Origin of the sequence: Streptococcus chenjunshii (assembly GCF_003086355.1) — a bacterium.
Classification (GTDB): domain Bacteria; phylum Bacillota; class Bacilli; order Lactobacillales; family Streptococcaceae; genus Streptococcus; species Streptococcus chenjunshii.
On record NZ_CP031733.1, the window covers coordinates 1,934,924 to 1,952,842 of the forward strand.

Sequence of the window (17,919 nt, forward strand, 5' to 3'; positions counted from 1 at the left end):
CTTTCGGCAGCGGAAAGTATTCACAATCTTTACTGGACACTGAGGTGCCCAAAAATTTTATACTTATCATGTTATAACCTATCAGCAGCCTTTACTGAGGATCTAAAATTTTAAAACTGTTTATTTCGTACGGTTCAAAGGGATGCTGCATTTAGGAGTCTTATTCCCCAGCAGCAAAAACTGAACAAAGACCAAAACATTTTGTTTCTGCTCCTTGTTCAGCATATTGAGATTAAATATATGTTTTTGTATAGCTGGCAAAAAATTCTTTGGTTCGCTCTTCTTTAGGGTGATTAAAGAGCTCATCTGGTGTCCCCTGTTCAAGAATGCGGCCTTGTTCAAGGAACAAAACTTTGTCGGCTACCTGATAGACAAAATTCATATCATGACTGACCAGAACCATAGTCTGACCGGACTTGGCAGCATCAGCAATCGATTTTTCAACCTCACCGACCAATTCCGGATCAAGCGCCGAAGTCGGCTCATCCAGCAATAGAACATCCGGCTTCATCGCAAGAGCTCTGGCAAGTGCTACACGCTGCTTCTGGCCTCCTGATAAATGTCTGGGATAATGCTGCTCACGGTCGGACAGCCCAACCTTAGCCAGCTCTTCTTTAGCCAGCTTTGTCGCCTCCTCATCAGACATTTTTTTAACAATTTTCAGTCCTTCTTTGACATTATCCAAAGCATTCCGGCGTTCAAACAAATTAAACTGCTGAAAAACCATAGCCAGTTTTCGCCGCAAAGTCAAAATATCTTCCTTACTGATAGTGGTAAAATCAACTTTAAAATCATCAATGGCAATACTGCCCGAATCGGGCTGTTCCAGATAATTCATACTGCGCAGAAAGGTTGATTTGCCTGCTCCTGAAGCGCCAACAAGAGCAATCACTTCACCTCTTTGAATATCAAGGCTGAGACCGTCCAAAACCTTTTGTCCTGAAAATGTTTTTGTCAGGTTAGTGATTTTTATCATCAGCGCACACCTCCTGCTACCTCGTTAGTAATATTGTCCGGCGAATGAATCTCCATCCGTTTTTCCAGCAGGCGGCCGGCCTGCTCAATGATAATGCTAATCAGCCAGTAAATCAAGGCAACCGAGATATACCGCTCAAAATAACGATAATCCGAACCGCCCAGAATCTGTGCTTGCGCAAACATTTCAACAATCCCGGCATTAAAAGCCAGCGAAGTCCCTTTGGTCAGACCAATTAAGGTATTAATCAAGGTAGGCGTAGCCACTACTGCCGCATTGGGAATGATGACACGGCGGTAAACCTGAGCTGCAGTCATCCCCAAACTGCGGGCTGCTTCAATCTCACCTGTATTGACAGACTGAATGGCCGCCCGAATCGTCTCACTGGTATAAGCAGCTTCATTGAATGCAAAGGCTGTAACAGCGAAAACAGAGGCTGGTATATCATTGATGTTCCAGTTAAAACCATATTTTTGATTTAAAAACTTCAGAAAAAGCGGAATCCCATAGTAGCTCAGCATGAGCTGCACCAAGATCGGCGTCCCCCTTAAAAAACTAACAAAGAGCGCCTGTATAGGATAAAGAATTCTGATACGGTTCAGCTTTACAATCGCAAAAATCAAGGCTAAAATCAGCCCGAAAACAGCACCTGCAACAGTCAAACCAAGTGTGATCGGCAAACGTTCCAAAATAGTAGGAATCGCATCAAAAACTGCCCGCCAGCTAAAAAGCCGTCCTTGGGGGATATGCTCAACAAAGTTGTCATACCAAGCCCATCCGGACGCTAAAATCATCGAAATCATCTAAAAAAGTCCTTTTATCTCTAGTTTATCTTTTTTATTTTACCACGCCAAACAGTCCGTGTAAAATAATTAAATCTTATCAGACTGATAAAGAAAGTCTATCAGCCCTATTAAAATAACGCTAGAATTCTTCGAATAACTGAAGATAGTTTGGGGTTCAGAAAAATAGCCTGAGGTATATTTGAAACACGATGAAGCAGGCCCTCACTTCTTTAAAATTTTCGTTTCTTTAATCAAAAAAATCCGGCAAAGCCGGACTTTCCTCCGTTTACAAATGACAAACCGCTAACTTTGGGGAAGAGGGATTCGCTCTCTTCTCCCGAAATTTTGGCTCTATAATTTCTGTAGTGGGTAACTCCACTCTGGAGATTATGGAGCTTTTTGACTGTAGAAAAAAAGTCCCATATGACTTATAATGAAAAGCGTTCAAACAACTCATTAGAAAGGCTCATATGGAACATCTTAAGCATACCACAGAATTAATCGGAATGAAAGACCCAAATATCATCATAGGGAGTGCTGTTAAATACGATAGTCATATTGTCATCAACGCTAAGCTGGATTATCCACCAAAACAGTGTCCTCTCTGTAATCACCACATGATTAAATATGATTTCCAAAAGCCATCTACCATTCCAATCTTAGATATCCAAGGCATGCCAACCCTCCTTAAACTCAAAAAAAGACGCTTCCAATGCAAGTCCTGCCGTAAAGTCAGGGTCGCTCAAACAAGTTTGCTTAAGAAGAATCACCAAATCTCGCATCCTGTCTGGCAGAAAATCACCCAGCTTCATACCGAAAAACGGACCAATACAGACATCGCTAAAGCCCTTCATATCTCCGTTTCTGCCGTCCAACGACAGTTAGAACAATTGACCTTCAAAGAGGACTTTTCAAGACTTCCTGAGATCTTATCTTGGGATGAATTTTCATGTCACAAGGGAAGACTCGCTTTTATCGCTCAAGATTTTCAAACCAAAAAGATTATGGCCATTTTAGACAACAACCGGCAAACAACTATCAAGAACCACTTTTTGAAGTACTCTCGAAAGGGTCGTGAGCAGGTTAAGGTCGTGACCGCAGACATGTCTGGAAGCTATATCCCCCTAATCAAAAGATTATTTCCAAACGCCAAGATTGTGTTGGACCGTTTCCACATTGTGCAGCACCTAGGACGTGCTATGTTGGCTACCAGAATTGCCATCATGAAAACCTTTGATAAAGGCTCATTACCTTATCGTGCCTTAAAAAATCACTGGCGACTCTTCCAAAAAGAGAGTCGGAAGCTCTCTGACAAACCCTTCTATTCACGAACTTTCAGACAGACTTTAACACCTCGTGAAATCATTGAGAAAACACTAAATCTCTCAGACGAACTTCGCTATTACTATGATCTTTATCAGCTGCTCTTATTCCATTTTCAGCAGAAGAATTCCAAGTACTTTTTCGAACTGATCGAAGAACACATGGGCACGGTCAACTCAGTGCTTCAAACGACCTTTGAGACCTTCAAGAAATACAAAAAAGAGATTACCAACGCCCTTGAATTCCCCTACTCCAACGCCAAACTCGAAGCTACCAATAAGATTATCAAAGACATTAAGCGAAATGCCTTTGGTTTTAGGAACTTCAAAAACTTTAAAACTAAAATTCTAATCGCTTTGAACATTCAAAAAGAGAGAACCTCTCTGATTCTCTCTCGGGCTTAGCTATAAGTCACCCACTACAGTTGACAATGAGCCGAAATTTTAGAGGTCTGAAACATAATCACCGCCAAAATATTTTTTACTGAGTTTGGCAAGCGTGCCGTCTTTTTTCAATGCTGCTAAACGCTTGTTGACAAACTGCTGCAGTTTTTCTCCTTCTTCATCCTTAGGGAAAAGAAGATACTCCAAACCATCTGTTTCTCCGCCTATTTGTTCCTCAACTTGGTTGACCTTTAAATCCAGCCCCTGATCGTCAACAATATAAGCTGACGAAATGGCGTCATAAAGGATAAAATCAATTTTCCCGTTTTCAATATGCTGCAGACGGCTGGTTATGCCTGTCGTTCCGGAAACATAGTTGATATCAATCGCCTTCTTGTCCGGATTGGCTGCGTTCCAATTTTCCAGCACCTGAGCATAGTTTGAACCGGAAAGGACCTCTGTCGATTTGCCGGATAAATCATCCAAACGCTTATAGGTCTTCCCTGAACTGCTGGTTATAGCATAATTGGACTTAGAGACAGGATCTGAAAATACATATTTTTCGGCACGCTCTTCGTTATAGTTAAAGTCATTAGCAGCCATTTGGTATTTCCCGGCATCCAGTCCGGTTAAGATGCTGTCAAAAGGAACTGTCTGAAACTTCAGTTTATATTTTTTAGAATCTTTAAAGATGGCTTTGACAAGATCAATATCATAGCCCTTAAATTTATCATCTTCTTTGTAGGTAAAAGGAGCTGTATCAGAGTCAGTCGCCACTGTAATCGTTGTTTTGGCAGCTGCATCTGCTTCTTTCACCAGTAAAAACAGCCCAATTAGGCTTATAGCCAGTAAAAATCCCTGCACTCGTTTTTTCATAATCTTTCCTCTTTTCTATAACTCTCAGTCTACCACGCTTTCGGACTTTTGCCTAATAGCATTTTTTTATCAAACCATAAAGAAATCTTATCACAGTAAAAAAAGGCTCTATAATTTCTGTAGTGGGTAAATCCACTGCGAAGATTATAGGGCTTTTTAATGCAGACAAAAAGTCCCATATGACTTATAATGAAAAGCGTTGAAACAACTCATTAGAAAGATTCATATGGAACAACTCTATCATACTACAGAATTGATTGGAATTAAAGATAAAAACATTACTCTGAATAAAGTTTTTAAGTGTCAAACACACATTGAGGTCTGGGCTAGGCTTGATTATGAGCCTAAATCTTGTCCAACTTGTGGGGGAAAGCAGATAAAATACGACTTCCAAAGGCCGTCAAAGATTCCATACCTTGAAATTGCTGGATTTCCTAGTCTTATCAAACTCAAAAAGCGTCGTTTCCAGTGCAAAAGCTGTCGCAGAGTTACAGTCGCTGAGACTAACTTGGTTCGGAAAAACTGCCAAATCGCTGAACCTGTTAGACAAAAGATCACACAAGGCTTGATCAAACGTGATGCTCTGACACACATCGCTCAGAACTTGGCTGTTTCAACGTCAACTGTCCATCGTAAGCTCAAGCAATTCACCTTCAAAGAAGACTTTTATCATCTGCCTGAGCTCCTCTCCATCGATGAATTTTCTTATCAAAAGGGTAAACTAGCCTTCATTGCTCAAGATTGTGAAACCAAGAAAATCATCACGATCCTGGATAATCGGACACAAACAACCATTCGCAATCATTTCTTTAAGTACTCTAAAAAGGCTAGAAACAGCGTTAAAAGCGTTACCGTTGATATGTCTGGCAGCTATATTCCTCTTATCAAAACTCTATTTCCTAATGCTCAAATCGTTCTTGATAGATTTCACATCGTACAGCATATTAGCCGAGCTCTTAATCACACTCGCATTCAACTCATGAAACAGTTTGACAAGAAATCTCTGGAATATCGTGCCCTCAAATACTACTGGAAACTGGTCTTGAAAGACAGCCGAAAACGTTCTTTGAACCGTTTTTACTCAAGAACTTTTAGGGAGACCCTGACACCAAAAGAATGCTTGACCAAAATCTTCCAGCTTGTCCCTCAATTACAGGGCTACTATGACCTTTATCAGCTCCTGCTTTTCCACTTGCAAGAGAAAAACGCTAACTGTTTCTTTGACCTGATAACAGAAGCTTTCCCACACCTTAATCAAACCTTTAGAACCACTCTTGCCACACTTGTTCGCTATAAAAAATACGTTACAAACGCCATACAGATGCCCTATTCTAACGCCAAACTTGAGGCTACAAACTCATCAAGGACATCAAGCGTAATGCCTTTGGTTTTCGGAACTTTGACAATTTTAAAACTCGCATCCTTATCGCTTTGAACATAGCAAAAGAGGAGACGAACTTTGTCTCCTCTCGTGCTTAGCTATAAGTCACCCACTACAGTTGACAATGAGCCTAAAAAAACAGCTCAGAGAAAATTGAAAAAAATTTTTCTCTAAACTGTCTGTACTGCAGTTTTTAAAATTGCTGCTTCTTAGCCTTACGTTTGGAACGGCTCTGCGCACGGGCAGCTGCCCGGCGTTCTTTGCGTCTCTTTTCATCAGCCTTCCATTGGATTTTTTTCTTATATCCTGGTTTGATTTTTTTCTTTTTCTTTTTAACTAAACCAATCATCTCAGTATCTAAGCGCTGATGAGAAGGTCTGCGGTGCAGCCGGCGGTCGCGGTCATAGGTCTCTTGGAATTGCCCGTTTTTCAGAATTTTGGGGACAAAACGTATGCCCATTTTTTCTAATTCCCTGATGTCAGAGTCATCATCCGGCTGATACAATGTAATGGCGATTCCCGGCAAGCCGTTGCGTCCGGTACGGCCGACACGGTGGATAAAAAAGGACAGGTCCTGAGGAATCGAGTCATTAATCACATGGCTGATACCTTCAATATCAATTCCGCGGGCAGCAAGGTCTGTCGCAACGATATAATCAAATTCAAGCTTTTTAACCTGATTCATAATCCGTTTACGCTCACGAGGAGCAATACCGCCATGGAGTTTAGCAGCCTTGAGACCGTTTCCGGTCAAATAAGCATGTAAGTCCTCTGCCCGTTCCTTGGTATTGACAAAAATAACGGCTAAATAAGGGGTGAGAGCTTTTGTTATCTCTAAAATCTGTGTTTTTTTATCACGGCCCTTAGTTGATATCAGCCAATTATCGATGCTGTCTGCAATGACAGCATCAGAAACAATTGTCTCAATGACTGGGTTAGTCAGATATTTTCTTAAAAAAGGCTGCAGTTTCTGAGGAATAGTTGCCGAAAACACAAGAATCTGGACCTTCTGCGGGAGTACTGCCGCAATTTTGTCAACTGTAGCCAAAAATCCCATATCCAGCGTCATATCGGCCTCATCGACAACAAAAGTGCGGGTTTTATGAATGGCTAAGGCCCCCGACTGTACGAGGTCATAGATTCTCCCCGGTGTTCCAATCACAATATGCGGCTGGCTTGCTTTCAGCTTTTCCAGCTGCCGCATTTTGTCAGTCCCGCCAACATAATTCGCAATCCGAATATCCGCTTCAGCATGGTCAGCTATCTGTTTTGCGGCCTGAAAAATCTGATAAGCCAGCTCACGGCTGGGAACTGTGATAAGGGCCTGTACAGCTGCCGTTTCTGTATCCAGTTTTTCAAAAATCGGCAGCAAAAAAGTGTGGGTTTTCCCGGATCCTGTCTGGGACTCCCCTGCCAAATCACGTCCCGAACGAATAACGGGTATCAATTTTTCCTGAACAGCTGTTGGCTCCCGAAAACCCAGATCATTCAGGGCTTCCTGAATATAAGACTCAAAATGAAAATCTGTAAATAACATAGCTTACCTCAATTTCTTCATTAACTATTATAGCATTAAACCTTAACTTTGAGCAAAAACTGGATACTAATACCGCTTTCAGTACTGACCGGTGCAGATGTCCGGGAGCGGGACAGAACATTACGTTATAAGTTTTCCTCACTCTTATTCTAGGCTCGGGCGGAAATCAGCATTAAGTGATTTCATTTTCGCACCCGTAAAACCTAACTTGTATTTTAAAAAATGGAGGTTCTGATGTTAAACGTTTCTTTCTTAGAATTGAAAATTCCACCGCTGTTGTTATGCCTTATTACGGGGCTGCTGATGAAAATATTAGCTTCTTTTTGGCCTTTTTTCCAGTTTTCCGTCCAGCCCTTCTTCGTTTTTCTTTTTGCTGCTGCAGGCTCCTTTATCATTTTTTTAGCCAGCCATCAGTTTAATAAGCAGCAAGCCAGTGTGAATCCCCTGCAGCCGATGAAAACAGCTGTCCTTGCCAGGCGGGGAATCTATCGGTTCAGCCGCAATCCCATGTATTTAGGCATGACTGTGCTTCTGTTCGCCTGGGGAATTTATCTGCAAGCTGTTTCCGGCTTCCTAGGTGTGCTGCTCTTTGTCCTTTACCTGACCCAGTTCCAAATCAAGCCTGAGGAACGATTTTTATTCAAAAAATTCGGTCCGCTTTACCAGGACTACTGTCAGCAAACCCGCCGCTGGCTGTAGGAAGCTTAACTCTCAAAAGATAGCCAATGTGAGCTTATCAATCAGATGAATGAAAGTCAAACAAAAAAACCTCAGCTGAGGTTTTTTGTTTTTCTTTTTTATAAATACAAGACAGCTAAAGTCAGCAGACTGGCTGCTGCACCAAGACCCCAAAGGAAAGCGTCTACCTGCCATTCGCTCCATTTAGAAGCTTTACCGGACAGACCGCCTAATTCTAAATGATGGTGAAAAGGAGTCATGAGGAAGATGCGTCTGCCTTCACCGTATTTCTTTTTCGTGTATTTAAAGTAGGAGACCTGCAGCATCACAGAACTGGTCTCAATCACATAAACGATGCCGATAACCAGCAGAGTCCATTCCTGGCGCAGAGCGATTGAGATGGCAGCCAGCATCGCTCCTAAAGCCAAGCTCCCGACATCTCCCATAAACACTTTGGCAGGCTTGTGATTAAAGATAAAGAAGCCCAAAAGTGCGCCAATCATCACCAGAATAATCAACAGCACATCGAATTGTCTCTGCACGTGGGCAATGACTCCATAGGCTGCAAGACTGATAACGACCGAAATCGAAGCTAAGCCATCAATACCATCCGTTAAGTTAACGGCATTGGAAAAACCGACAACCCAGAATAGGACAAAAAAGACATACAGTAAGCCTAAGTGCAGGTTGAACCCCAAGACATTAAGAGCATCTGTTCCGCTGGGACGGACATGCAAAAAGTAGAAGATGAGGCCGCCGATAATTTGCAGAAGCATCTTTTGCCAAGGAGTCAGTCCTTCATTGATCTGCTTAAAAATTTTTAAAAAATCATCTAAAAAACCTATCAGCCCGTAGATAAACACTACAGATAAGATTCCGAGAGTGGCTCCCATACCGCCGCCGTTTTTAGCGACCAGAAAAAAACTGGCCACTAGACTTACAATTACAGCAACCAGTAAAAATACTGTTCCACCCATTGTCGGGGTTCCTGCTTTTTCAAGATGCTGTTTCACATCTTCGTGCATCTGCTGTCCATTGATTTTTTTAAGCTGATAAAAGCGGATAAAATAGGGCATCATAAGCACTGTCAATATAAAAGCTGCTGCACCTGCCAATATACTAATAAGCATGTTACTCTCCTAAAGTAATAGTCATTTTTTTGATGTCATCAATGTTAGTGTCAATATCAACGCTTTGTTTGACCACTGTTCCGGAATCAGAACCCTTGTATTTGATTTTTATGCCCGTCCATTTTGCAAAGGTGTCCACATTTGCTTTGGTCCAGCCATACATGTCCGGAACTTTTTCCAGATGATTGGTTAAAAGCAGAAGCTGTTCGTTTTCTGCTAAGTTGGAGCCAGATTTCTTAGAAACCTTGCTGATTTTGCTGCCGGTTCCCAAAACAACAGGGTGAACTAGGTTGCGCCTCAGTTCTTCTGCCGTTTCACCAGGATTTTTGCCGACTATATCGTCTAAAAGATACTCTGTCTGCTGGTCTGTATCGTTGGCTGCCGGCGCCAGCAGGGTATCCCGCATCAAGGCAGCTTCTTCTAAAACCGGATTGACAACATCCTGCCAATACAAAGCTGAAAAGCGCTCTTCTGGCTGCTGCAGGGTTACATACATGACAAACTCCGGATCTTCTGAAGGAAGCATGGCCACAACAGAATAGATATAGTCGTTTGAGCCTGTCAAATAACCGCTACCATCTTCTGCCGCGATTTGAGCTGTTCCTGATTTGACAGCAACAGATTCGTTGCCCACCTGAATGATAGGTCCATTCGAGTACAGGGTTCCATAGTAAGGATCCGTGCCGACAGTCACCATATAATCTCTGGTCTGTCTGGCTGCTTCAGCGGAAACCGGATTGCCGACCACCTCAGCTGAGGCACTGCGGCTGGTATCAGTGTTAGGATCATAAAGCTTACTGATGAACTGCGGTTCAACCATGACACCATCGTTGGAAACAGAGGTAAAGGCCCGCAGCATTTGGGTTTGGGTTGTTGCTATCCCTTGGCCGAAAGCACTCATGGCAATAGTTACAATATTATCCGATGGCAAAAGTCCTGTTGCTTCATTGCCCATTCCAAAACGGGTCGGATAGCCAAAGCGGAATTTAGAAAGGTAATTCAGCCATTTATCATTGCCCATCTTCTGCTCCAGCATGGTCATCCCTACATTACTGGAGTAAGCAAACCCCTGAGCCATTGTCATATACTGTCCAGTAGAAGATCCTTCATTGATTGCCCAGTCCTGAATCGTCGCATCTGCAATGGTCAGTCCCTCACTGTTACTGTAACTTTCGGAAGGGTTGAAGACTCCCGAATCAATGGCTGAGGCCAGGGTCATCACTTTCATGGTTGAACCGGGTTCATAGTTGCTTTGATAAAGCAACGTGTTCCAGGTTTTAAGGTTGCCCTCATCATAACCCTCCAGTGTGCTGGGATTATAAGTCGGTCTTTGTGAAGTTGCCAGAATTTCTCCTGTCTTGGCATTGATAAGAGTCGCACTGGCATAGACACCCTTAGCTTCCGCCTGAAAAACATCCATCTGAGTCTCCAGATAAGTCTGAATCGGTTCAGATAGCGTTGTGTAAACATCTTTTCCGTTAACTGCCTCTTTGACAGTCGTTCCGGTTCCAAGCAGTGTATTGCCGTTCTTATCTTTTTCGTAGGTTACAGTTCCGTCTTCTCCGGATAAAATATCGTTTAAACTGGCTTCAAGACCGGAGGTACCGATGAGACTTTTGGTGCCGTCTTTATTTTCCTGCAGCTGTGCAACACCGATAAACTGAGAGGCAAAAATACCGTTTTTATACATCCGTCCGGGGCTGGTCGTAAAGGCTATGCCCTCTATGCCAGCTTCCTGCATAGCCTCTGTAATGGCTGACATCGTACTGTAAGAGATGCCCGAACCTTTGGTTCCGAAACTCACCTGAAAGACATTCTTTTGCCTCAGCTGAGACAGCACCTCTTCTTTATCCATATCCAGCTGCTGATTGAATATCTCTGCCACCTGATCAAACTGGGAAGACTGGACGTATAACTTTTCGCCGGTGGAGGAGATGTAAGACTTATCGATGATGGCATAGACGCTGTAGGTGGTTGAATCTTCAGCAATAGGGTTGCCATTGCGGTCATATATTGTGCCTCGTTTTGCCTGCACCGTAACTGTTGTCTGATAAACATCTCTGGCTTTATCTGAGAGTTTCTCACCAAACTTTTTGTCAGTTCCGATAATGATGACAAAATTAATAATAAATACAAAAAAAATGAAAATTGCCAGAATCATCAGGTTTTGCCCGACATGTTCGCGATTCTGCCGCGGCCGCTTGCGATCGCTGATAACATAGCCTAAAAAGCGATTCTGCCATTTTTTTAAAAACTTTCGCATAAGCTCATTTTACCTCAGAAATGTTAGCATTTTCGCTGCTCAGGCCCGATTCTGTAGCAATTTGGAGAATACGATCGCGGCCGCTTAATTCAGCAACTTCCTGTTTAGCGTTGTTGAGTTCCGTTTCTTTATCATTAATTTGGCTGTTTAAGTTCGTAATTTCCTGCTGCACCTGAAGATTTCGGCTCTGCAGATAAACAATACTGACTGCCATGGTAATAGCCGTAAGAATAATAGCACCGTAAAAAGCCTTTTCAATTCTTGAAAAAGTGCGAATACGTTTTTGCAGTACATTTGTTACGGCTTCAGTTCGTTTTTCATTAGTCATAGTTCTATTCTCTTATTTTTTTGATAACCCGAAGTTTGGCCGAATGGGCCCGGTGATTCACTTCCAATTCTTCTTTACTTGGTAAAATCGGTCTGCGGTTAATCAACTCAAACTTAGGCTGCAGCTCTTCTGGTATAAAGGGCAGTCCCTTAGGAACTGACAGCTCGGTCACTTCCCGAAAAAGCTGCTTAACAATACGGTCCTCTAAAGAATGGAAACTGATCACTGCTATACGTCCTTCAGGCTTTAGAAGGGCTAGAGCCTGCTCAAGCGATGTTCGTACCGCTTTGAGTTCATCATTGACCTCAATGCGGATTGCCTGAAAGATCTGCTTAGCCGGGTGGCCCTTCTTCTTTAGTTCCTTAGCCGGCTTAGCTGCTTTAATCAGTTCAGCCAGTTCCCCAGTTGTAGCAATAGGTTGGGTCTGTCTGGCTGCTTCAATCTTTCTGGCCACCTGCTTGGCAAACTTATCTTCACCGTAATGAAAGAAGATACGAACCAAATCGCGGTAAGCATAGTGGTTGACCACTTCATAGGCTGACAGCTCCTGTTCCTGATTCATTCGCATATCAAGAGGGGCATCTTTTTTATAAGAAAAGCCGCGCTCCCCTTCGTCCAGCTGCGGACTGGAAACACCCAAGTCATAAAGAATCCCATCAACAGCTGTCTGCCCGTACTTGCTGAGACTGGAACTGAGATGTTTAAAATTGTCTTTAATAAGAAAGGCCTGTCCAGCCTCAATATAGGACTGCAGCCGAATCTTTGCCTGATCGATAGCTTTCTGATCCTGATCAAAAGCATAAAGACGCCCTCTACTGTTAAGCTGTGACAGCAAATAGCTGCTGTGCCCAGCTCCGCCTAAAGTCGCATCAACATAAACGCCGTTAGGCTTAACCTCAAGTCTGTCAACAGCCTCATGCAAAAGCACCGTCTTATGATAAAAATCATTTGTCATAACTTTTATTATAGCATACTTTATATGGTTTAGAAAATGAAAATCAAGCGCCACAAAAGCTGATAAAATTTTAAAAATTAAAAACTGACAGTCCTAATACGGTCTCATTTGGCAGCAATCAAATATTATCTAAGAGGGAAAGAAAGCATTTTATTAACCATTTTGGCTATCAGTAAACAAAGCTAAAATGAACAACCGCAGGCAGCTTCAGCGGAGCCACCTGCGATTGCCTCCATCATCGCCTCATTTGAACGGTACCTGAAGCTTAACACGATAGTGACCTTTGCGATTATACTCCCTTCAAAGTTGATGATGCTTTATCATTGCAATACCTTATTAAACTGTTGACCAGATAAGGCTGGCCGCGTCCCTTTTAGTCTAAGCGAGGAGCTTGCTCTCAATTTTGTACAGCAGAGAGTGGCTGGACAAAGTCCTGCCTCATTTTGCTTTTTTAAGCAGATGAGTTTGGCACAGTGGTTGATTGGAAGTTTTTATCCCTTATTGCGTAAAGGATAACGGCCTCCTTAATCAACTGTGCGGAGGTAAGATGTCAAAATCGAAATCGTTATTTTATGACAATTTACCGATTGCTGCCCCACTCTCTCATTGGTATACCTAACAAAAAGCAGAAAAGGGTCTGGCCCTGTGATACAAGACTAAACCCTTCAGTTCTTTTTGGGGATAATATTTTGCTTTTTGATATTAAACAAACGGCCTGTTCTTGAACTTACTGACGAATCTGGCCTTCACCGTTAATATAGAATTTGGTGCTGGTCAGAGCTTCTAAGCCCATTGGCCCCCGGGCATGCATTTTTTGTGTTGAAATACCGATTTCAGCTCCTAATCCAAAGACAAACCCATCAGTAAAGCGGGTAGAAGCATTGACATAGACAGCAGCTGAATCTACCTGATCTTGGAAATGCTCAGCATGAACCAGATCTTTGGTAATAATTGCCTCAGAATGGTGGGAACTGTAAGTATTAATCCAGTCAATGGCTTCTTGGAGACTGTCGACCGTCTTAACAGACATGATATAGTCCAAGAATTCTGTTGCGTAGTCATCCTCACTTGCGGGAAGCGATTGCGGCAAATAGGCCTGAGCACGCGCATCGGCACGCAGTTCAACCGGCTGTACCTTTTGCAGTTTATCTGCCAGCTTCGGCAAAAAGTCTTGAGCGACACTGCTGTGCACAACTAAACTTTCCGCTGCATTGCAGACACTGGGCCGCTGAGTTTTAGCATTAAGGACAATATCAGCCGCCATATCAAGGTCCGCAAACTCATCAACATAGATATGGACATTTCCAACACCGGTTTCAATAAAAGGAACCTTGGCCTTAGCTTTAACACTCTGAATCAGTCTGGCACTGCCTCTGGGAATAAGAACATCGATATAGTCGACAGCCTGCATCAGTTCTTCAGCCACCGCATGGCTGGTGTCTTCAACCAGCTGAACGGCATTCTTATCAATTCCTGCCTCAGCCAGCGTTTGTCGAATGACCTTTACCAAGGCAGTATTAGAAGCAATGGCATCCCGGCCCCCGCGAAGAATAATAACATTGCTGGTTTTAAAAGCCAGGCTGAACGCATCGACCGAAACGTTAGGACGGCTCTCAAAAATCATGGCAATCACACCAAGAGGAACACGTTTCTGCAAGATTTTCAGCCCGTCCAGATTGGTATAGCCGCGTACAACCTGACCGATCGGGTCTGCTAGGTCAGCCACCTGACGGACACCCTCAGCCATATCAGCAATGCGGTCCGCGTCTAAACGGAGCCTATCAGCCATAATATCTGAAATACCATTCTCTTTAGCTTTAGCTAAATCCCGCGCATTTTCCTCCAAGATATAAGCCGTTTGCTCTATCAGAGCCTGAGCCACATTTCTTAAAATGGTGTTTTTCCGGGCTGTGCCTATCTGCTTCAGACCTAAACTGGCCTGCTTAGCCCCTTTGCCTAATTGTTCAACATATGTCATAATACCACTTCCTTAACTATTAAAATAAGCATGGCTTTACGCATCAGCGCTTTCTTACCTTGTCTGAGCGAACCAAGTGCCCAGTTCGGCTCCTTCCAGCATCCTTAAGATATCCCTCGGATTTTTCCCGTTCATCAGAACCATCTGGCTCTGGTTTTCAAAAACAATTTGGGCACTCTGAATCTTGCTGATCATGCCGCCCGTCCCAAACCGGCTGCCGGCACCGCCTGCCGATTTGATAATTTCTTCAGTAATAGCATCTACGTGAGAACGCAGGGCTGCATCATCATAAATCGTCGGATTCTTATCGAAAAGGCCGTCAATATCTGAGAGCATAATCAGCAGATCCGCTTTAGTGATTCCGGCAACAATAGCCGACAGACGGTCATTATCGCCAAATTTAGTGGCATGATCCATTTCGTCTACACTGATAGCATCATTTTCATTGACAATAGGAACGATACCCATAGCAATCAGACTTTCAAAAGCATTGGTCACATTGCCGAGACTTTCCGGAAATTCTATGACATCACGTGTCAGCAGAATCTGCGAAACGTCCGTTTGGTAATGGGAAAAAATCTGGGAATATAAACTCATCATAGCGACTTGACCAACGCTGGAGACTGCCTGCTGTTTAGCAAGGCTGGCAGGCCGCTTAGGAAGATCAAGAACATTGAGTCCAAAGCCCATCGCCCCTGAAGAAACCAGAATAACTTCCTTACCTTTATTGGTCAGACTGGAAATCACAAAGGCCAGCTGATCAATTTTTTCGAGATTAATTTTTCCGGTCGGAAGCACCAATGAACTGGTTCCAATTTTGATAACAAGACGTTTTACATGGCCAAAATTTCTCTTCATAAAAAGATTATAGCATATTTTCTAAGATTTGCCCGCCATCCTGAACAAGAAAAAAACAATCCGCTTTATACAAGAAAAAGGCGGATTGTTCTTCTGCGTTTTCAATGCGGCAGCTGCCGCCAAAATGTTCGAATAAGATGATACTGCAGCAGACTGGCTGTAATCAGGAGTAAAGCAATAAAAAACAAACTGACAGCTACGGGGCTAAACACTAAGCTTAGAACAACAGCTACAGCAATGGTTATAAAGCCCAGAAAGAAATCAAGCATAGTCAGGGCGATTACCAAAAACTGGCCGTGGCTTCTCTGAAAAAGCTGGCTGATATCCCGCCAATTCAAAAAGAGCTGGTTGTAATCACGCCGATACATAAACTGCCCCTGAATAAAGGTTGCTAAGATAAAACCTAGTACAAAAAAGGCAGCGACAAACAGATTAATCCCCGGCAAAAAGAATAAAAATAATAAGAAAAAAAGAAGCGGTATGCTGACCTGAACTGTCCACAGCACCAAAAATTTCTGTCGAATAAAGTCGCTGAATTTCAGCGGCAAAGCTTTAAAAAAGGTAAAATTTTCCTTCTCCAAAGACATTCCGACAGCTAAAAGCGAGGTCGGCAGCACGCAGCTGATTCCGGCCACCACTCCGGCCAGCATGGTAAGGCCGCTATAATCGGCCGTCAGAAAATCTGCGGAAATGGTTCTGCCTACGAGATAGGGGATTGAAAAAATGACAAAAAAGCTCAGCGGCAGCAGAAAGGAATTAATCAGAAGAGTCGCATTTTGTATGGTCATCAGATGGTGTCTGATTAAAAGCTGCCTGCTGGAGCGCTCCTTAAAGGTTTTGGCTTTTTTAGATGGTTGTGCCGCATTTTGATAGAGAACATCCTCAAAATAGCGGGGGATGGCTTTCCGTACCAAATAGAGAAGCAGAAGCAACACTGCAAGCAAAGGCAGCCAGTAATGGAGCAGACTGGCTGAACTGAAAGGATTCTGCACAACATCATAAAATCCTCTGAAATAAGGATAAATGAAATAAGGATCAGAAACACCTGTCGGCTTCCCGCTGCTGTCAATCAGAGACTGCTGGTTGACAATATTGAGATAAATCACAACTCCTAAAGTAACGAAGGTCGTCAGAACCATGATAATACCTGAATTTAATTTTTTCAGGCGGCTTCTGGCAATTCTCCTACCGACCAAACTGTTGATAACCAGGGATAAAACGATACTGCTCACAAACAGCACCAAAAAATTGATAAGGGCAACTAAAATAGCTAAAGGCGACCCTAGTATTTGCCAATAAGCCAGTAACAGCATCGGCAAGATGGGCACCAAAAACATTGAACTGATACCCAGCGAAGCCAGTATCTTTGCCAGATAAAGCTCGCTGACCTTTACTGGCAGACAAGCATAGAGTTTAACATCGTCACTCTGATAAAAGACTGTGTACATCGTTGAAAAAGCTGTCATGATAGCCATCAGACTAAACATGGCTAAATAGAAGGAAAAAAGACTGGGAAAGCGGATAAAGTCATTCCCAATATATATAGATATATAGATAAACATAAACATGAGTATCATCATGCCCTGCTGCCTCAAAAATGCCTTATAAATCGAAAAAGATTCTTTAGGTTTCCGCTTTTGTCTATTTCTTAGTCTGGTGACACTCTGAGGATCAGAATAGAGAAGATTGACCTTGAATAATTCCAAAACCGTTGACCATTTCATCAGCTCACCTCTGTTTCTGCTTGACGTCCAGCAATCTTAAGATAAATAGTCTCCAAATCCTGGCCGGGGTACTGCTGTTTTAGCTCCTCTAAAGTGCCGACAAAAAGCAGTTGCCCTTCTTTTAGAATCCCAATACGATGGCAGAGCTGCTCAGCAACCGACAGGACGTGGGTTGAAAACAGGACTGTTTTGCCATTTTTGGCATGTTCCCTCATCATTTCTTTCAAGTCAAAAGAAGCCTGAGGATCAAGACCAGTCAATGGTTCATCTAAGACCCAGATATCCGGATCGGAAATAAGAGCTCCGATAATGATGGCCTTCTGCCGCATACCATGCGAAAAACTGTCAATAGTATCATTTTTCTGCTCACTTAGAGCAAAAAGCTGACTAAGCTTTTCAATTCGGGCTTCCAAACTATCCTTAGGCACCTCATAAAGATGCGCTAAAAAATGCCAGTACTCGTTGGCTGTCAGGGTAAGAAAAATATCCGGCGAATCAGGAACATAACCGATTTTTCGCTTTATTTTATCCCGATGTTCCTCAAGTAAAAGGTCATCGACATAAATCTCGCCGGAACTGGCTTCAATAATCGAGGTTAAAATACTGATGACAGTTGTTTTCCCCGCACCATTATGACCGATAAGGCCAAAAATTTCTCCATCTCTTATCTGCACATTAAGGCTGCGAAGTGCCTCTTTTTCTCCGTATAATTTAGAAACCTGTTTAAACTCAATCATTTTTATC

General features: G+C 42.9%; 14 protein-coding genes and 1 pseudogene. 3 read left to right on the plus strand and 12 right to left on the minus strand.

All coding sequences use genetic code 11. The features are described from left to right. Positions 1-232: 232 nt before the first annotated feature. Together DDV21_RS09250 and DDV21_RS09255 are read right to left on the minus strand one after the other, a co-directional pair. Positions 233-976, minus strand: a complete 744-nt coding sequence (locus tag DDV21_RS09250) for an amino acid ABC transporter ATP-binding protein (protein WP_116878966.1) — start codon at positions 974-976, stop codon at positions 233-235. Further along, positions 976-1,779, minus strand: coding sequence for an amino acid ABC transporter permease (locus DDV21_RS09255; protein ID WP_116878965.1), 804 nt, complete (start codon positions 1,777-1,779; stop codon positions 976-978). The genes DDV21_RS09250 and DDV21_RS09255 overlap by 1 nt, the downstream gene beginning before the upstream one ends. Before the next feature lie 452 nt (positions 1,780-2,231). Here DDV21_RS09255 and DDV21_RS09260 point away from each other — a divergent pair, with 452 nt between their 5' ends. Next, positions 2,232-3,488: an ISL3 family transposase gene (locus tag DDV21_RS09260; RefSeq protein ID WP_117287790.1), complete on the plus strand. Its 1,257-nt coding sequence runs from the start codon at positions 2,232-2,234 to the stop codon at positions 3,486-3,488. A gap of 39 nt (positions 3,489-3,527) precedes the next feature. Here DDV21_RS09260 and DDV21_RS09265 read toward each other — a convergent pair whose 3' ends face one another. Continuing rightward, positions 3,528-4,343 (minus strand): transporter substrate-binding domain-containing protein, encoded by an 816-nt coding sequence (locus DDV21_RS09265; protein ID WP_116879181.1) that lies wholly within the window; start codon positions 4,341-4,343, stop codon positions 3,528-3,530. A gap of 226 nt (positions 4,344-4,569) precedes the next feature. Between DDV21_RS09265 and DDV21_RS09270 the strand changes: the two are divergent. Then, a pseudogene (locus DDV21_RS09270) lies at positions 4,570-5,822 on the plus strand (ISL3 family transposase). 95 nt (positions 5,823-5,917) lie between these two features. Here DDV21_RS09270 and DDV21_RS09275 read toward each other — a convergent pair. Then, a complete protein-coding gene (locus tag DDV21_RS09275) occupies positions 5,918-7,261 on the minus strand; it encodes a DEAD/DEAH box helicase (protein WP_116879019.1) in 1,344 nt (447 codons plus the stop codon). Between the two features lie 234 nt (positions 7,262-7,495). Between DDV21_RS09275 and DDV21_RS09280 the strand changes: the two genes are divergently transcribed. Continuing rightward, positions 7,496-7,960: a methyltransferase family protein gene (locus tag DDV21_RS09280; protein WP_162886306.1), complete on the plus strand. Its 465-nt coding sequence runs from the start codon at positions 7,496-7,498 to the stop codon at positions 7,958-7,960. A 98-nt stretch (positions 7,961-8,058) separates the two neighbouring features. Here the strand turns inward: DDV21_RS09280 and mraY are convergent, their stop codons facing one another. The 8 genes from mraY to DDV21_RS09320 all read right to left on the minus strand — a co-directional run bounded on the left by mraY (position 8,059) and on the right by DDV21_RS09320 (position 17,912). After that, positions 8,059-9,069 (minus strand): phospho-N-acetylmuramoyl-pentapeptide-transferase, encoded by a 1,011-nt coding sequence (mraY, locus tag DDV21_RS09285; RefSeq protein WP_116879017.1) that lies wholly within the window; start codon positions 9,067-9,069, stop codon positions 8,059-8,061. Position 9,070: 1 nt separating this feature from the next. Beyond that, positions 9,071-11,332 (minus strand): penicillin-binding protein PBP2X, encoded by a 2,262-nt coding sequence (gene pbp2x / locus DDV21_RS09290; protein ID WP_116879016.1) that lies wholly within the window; start codon positions 11,330-11,332, stop codon positions 9,071-9,073. A gap of 4 nt (positions 11,333-11,336) precedes the next feature. After that, on the minus strand, positions 11,337-11,660 hold the full coding sequence (gene ftsL, locus DDV21_RS09295) for a cell division protein FtsL (RefSeq protein WP_116879015.1): 324 nt from the start codon (positions 11,658-11,660) through the stop codon (positions 11,337-11,339). A 4-nt stretch (positions 11,661-11,664) separates the two neighbouring features. Continuing rightward, positions 11,665-12,615, minus strand: a complete 951-nt coding sequence (rsmH, locus tag DDV21_RS09300) for a 16S rRNA (cytosine(1402)-N(4))-methyltransferase RsmH (RefSeq protein ID WP_116879014.1) — start codon at positions 12,613-12,615, stop codon at positions 11,665-11,667. Positions 12,616-13,342: 727 nt separating this feature from the next. Then, positions 13,343-14,593: a glutamate-5-semialdehyde dehydrogenase gene (locus tag DDV21_RS09305; protein WP_116879013.1), complete on the minus strand. Its 1,251-nt coding sequence runs from the start codon at positions 14,591-14,593 to the stop codon at positions 13,343-13,345. 54 nt (positions 14,594-14,647) lie between these two features. Beyond that, a complete protein-coding gene (proB, locus tag DDV21_RS09310) occupies positions 14,648-15,451 on the minus strand; it encodes a glutamate 5-kinase (protein WP_116879012.1) in 804 nt (267 codons plus the stop codon). A 101-nt stretch (positions 15,452-15,552) separates the two neighbouring features. Then, the gene (locus DDV21_RS09315; RefSeq protein ID WP_116879011.1) at positions 15,553-17,175 is read right to left on the minus strand and encodes an ABC transporter permease; all 1,623 of its coding nucleotides are present in this window, start codon (positions 17,173-17,175) and stop codon (positions 15,553-15,555) included. After that, positions 17,175-17,912: an ABC transporter ATP-binding protein gene (locus tag DDV21_RS09320; protein WP_116879010.1), complete on the minus strand. Its 738-nt coding sequence runs from the start codon at positions 17,910-17,912 to the stop codon at positions 17,175-17,177. Before DDV21_RS09320 ends, DDV21_RS09315 begins: the two co-directional genes overlap by 1 nt. Between the last annotated feature and the right edge of the window lie 7 nt (positions 17,913-17,919).

Excerpts from the sequence above, each read along its gene's own strand:
- DDV21_RS09250 (WP_116878966.1), bottom strand. The coding sequence starts at position 976 with ATGATAAAAATCACTAACCTGACAAAAACATTTTCAGGACAAAAGGTT.
- DDV21_RS09255 (WP_116878965.1), bottom strand. The coding sequence starts at position 1,779 with ATGATTTCGATGATTTTAGCGTCCGGATGGGCTTGGTATGACAACTTT.
- DDV21_RS09260 (WP_117287790.1), top strand. The coding sequence starts at position 2,232 with ATGGAACATCTTAAGCATACCACAGAATTAATCGGAATGAAAGACCCA.
- DDV21_RS09265 (WP_116879181.1), bottom strand. The coding sequence starts at position 4,343 with ATGAAAAAACGAGTGCAGGGATTTTTACTGGCTATAAGCCTAATTGGG.
- DDV21_RS09275 (WP_116879019.1), bottom strand. The coding sequence starts at position 7,261 with ATGTTATTTACAGATTTTCATTTTGAGTCTTATATTCAGGAAGCCCTG.
- DDV21_RS09280 (WP_162886306.1), top strand. The coding sequence starts at position 7,496 with ATGTTAAACGTTTCTTTCTTAGAATTGAAAATTCCACCGCTGTTGTTA.
- mraY (WP_116879017.1), bottom strand. The coding sequence starts at position 9,069 with ATGCTTATTAGTATATTGGCAGGTGCAGCAGCTTTTATATTGACAGTG.
- pbp2x (WP_116879016.1), bottom strand. The coding sequence starts at position 11,332 with ATGCGAAAGTTTTTAAAAAAATGGCAGAATCGCTTTTTAGGCTATGTT.
- ftsL (WP_116879015.1), bottom strand. The coding sequence starts at position 11,660 with ATGACTAATGAAAAACGAACTGAAGCCGTAACAAATGTACTGCAAAAA.
- rsmH (WP_116879014.1), bottom strand. The coding sequence starts at position 12,615 with ATGACAAATGATTTTTATCATAAGACGGTGCTTTTGCATGAGGCTGTT.
- DDV21_RS09305 (WP_116879013.1), bottom strand. The coding sequence starts at position 14,593 with ATGACATATGTTGAACAATTAGGCAAAGGGGCTAAGCAGGCCAGTTTA.
- proB (WP_116879012.1), bottom strand. The coding sequence starts at position 15,451 with ATGAAGAGAAATTTTGGCCATGTAAAACGTCTTGTTATCAAAATTGGA.
- DDV21_RS09315 (WP_116879011.1), bottom strand. The coding sequence starts at position 17,175 with ATGAAATGGTCAACGGTTTTGGAATTATTCAAGGTCAATCTTCTCTAT.
- DDV21_RS09320 (WP_116879010.1), bottom strand. The coding sequence starts at position 17,912 with ATGATTGAGTTTAAACAGGTTTCTAAATTATACGGAGAAAAAGAGGCA.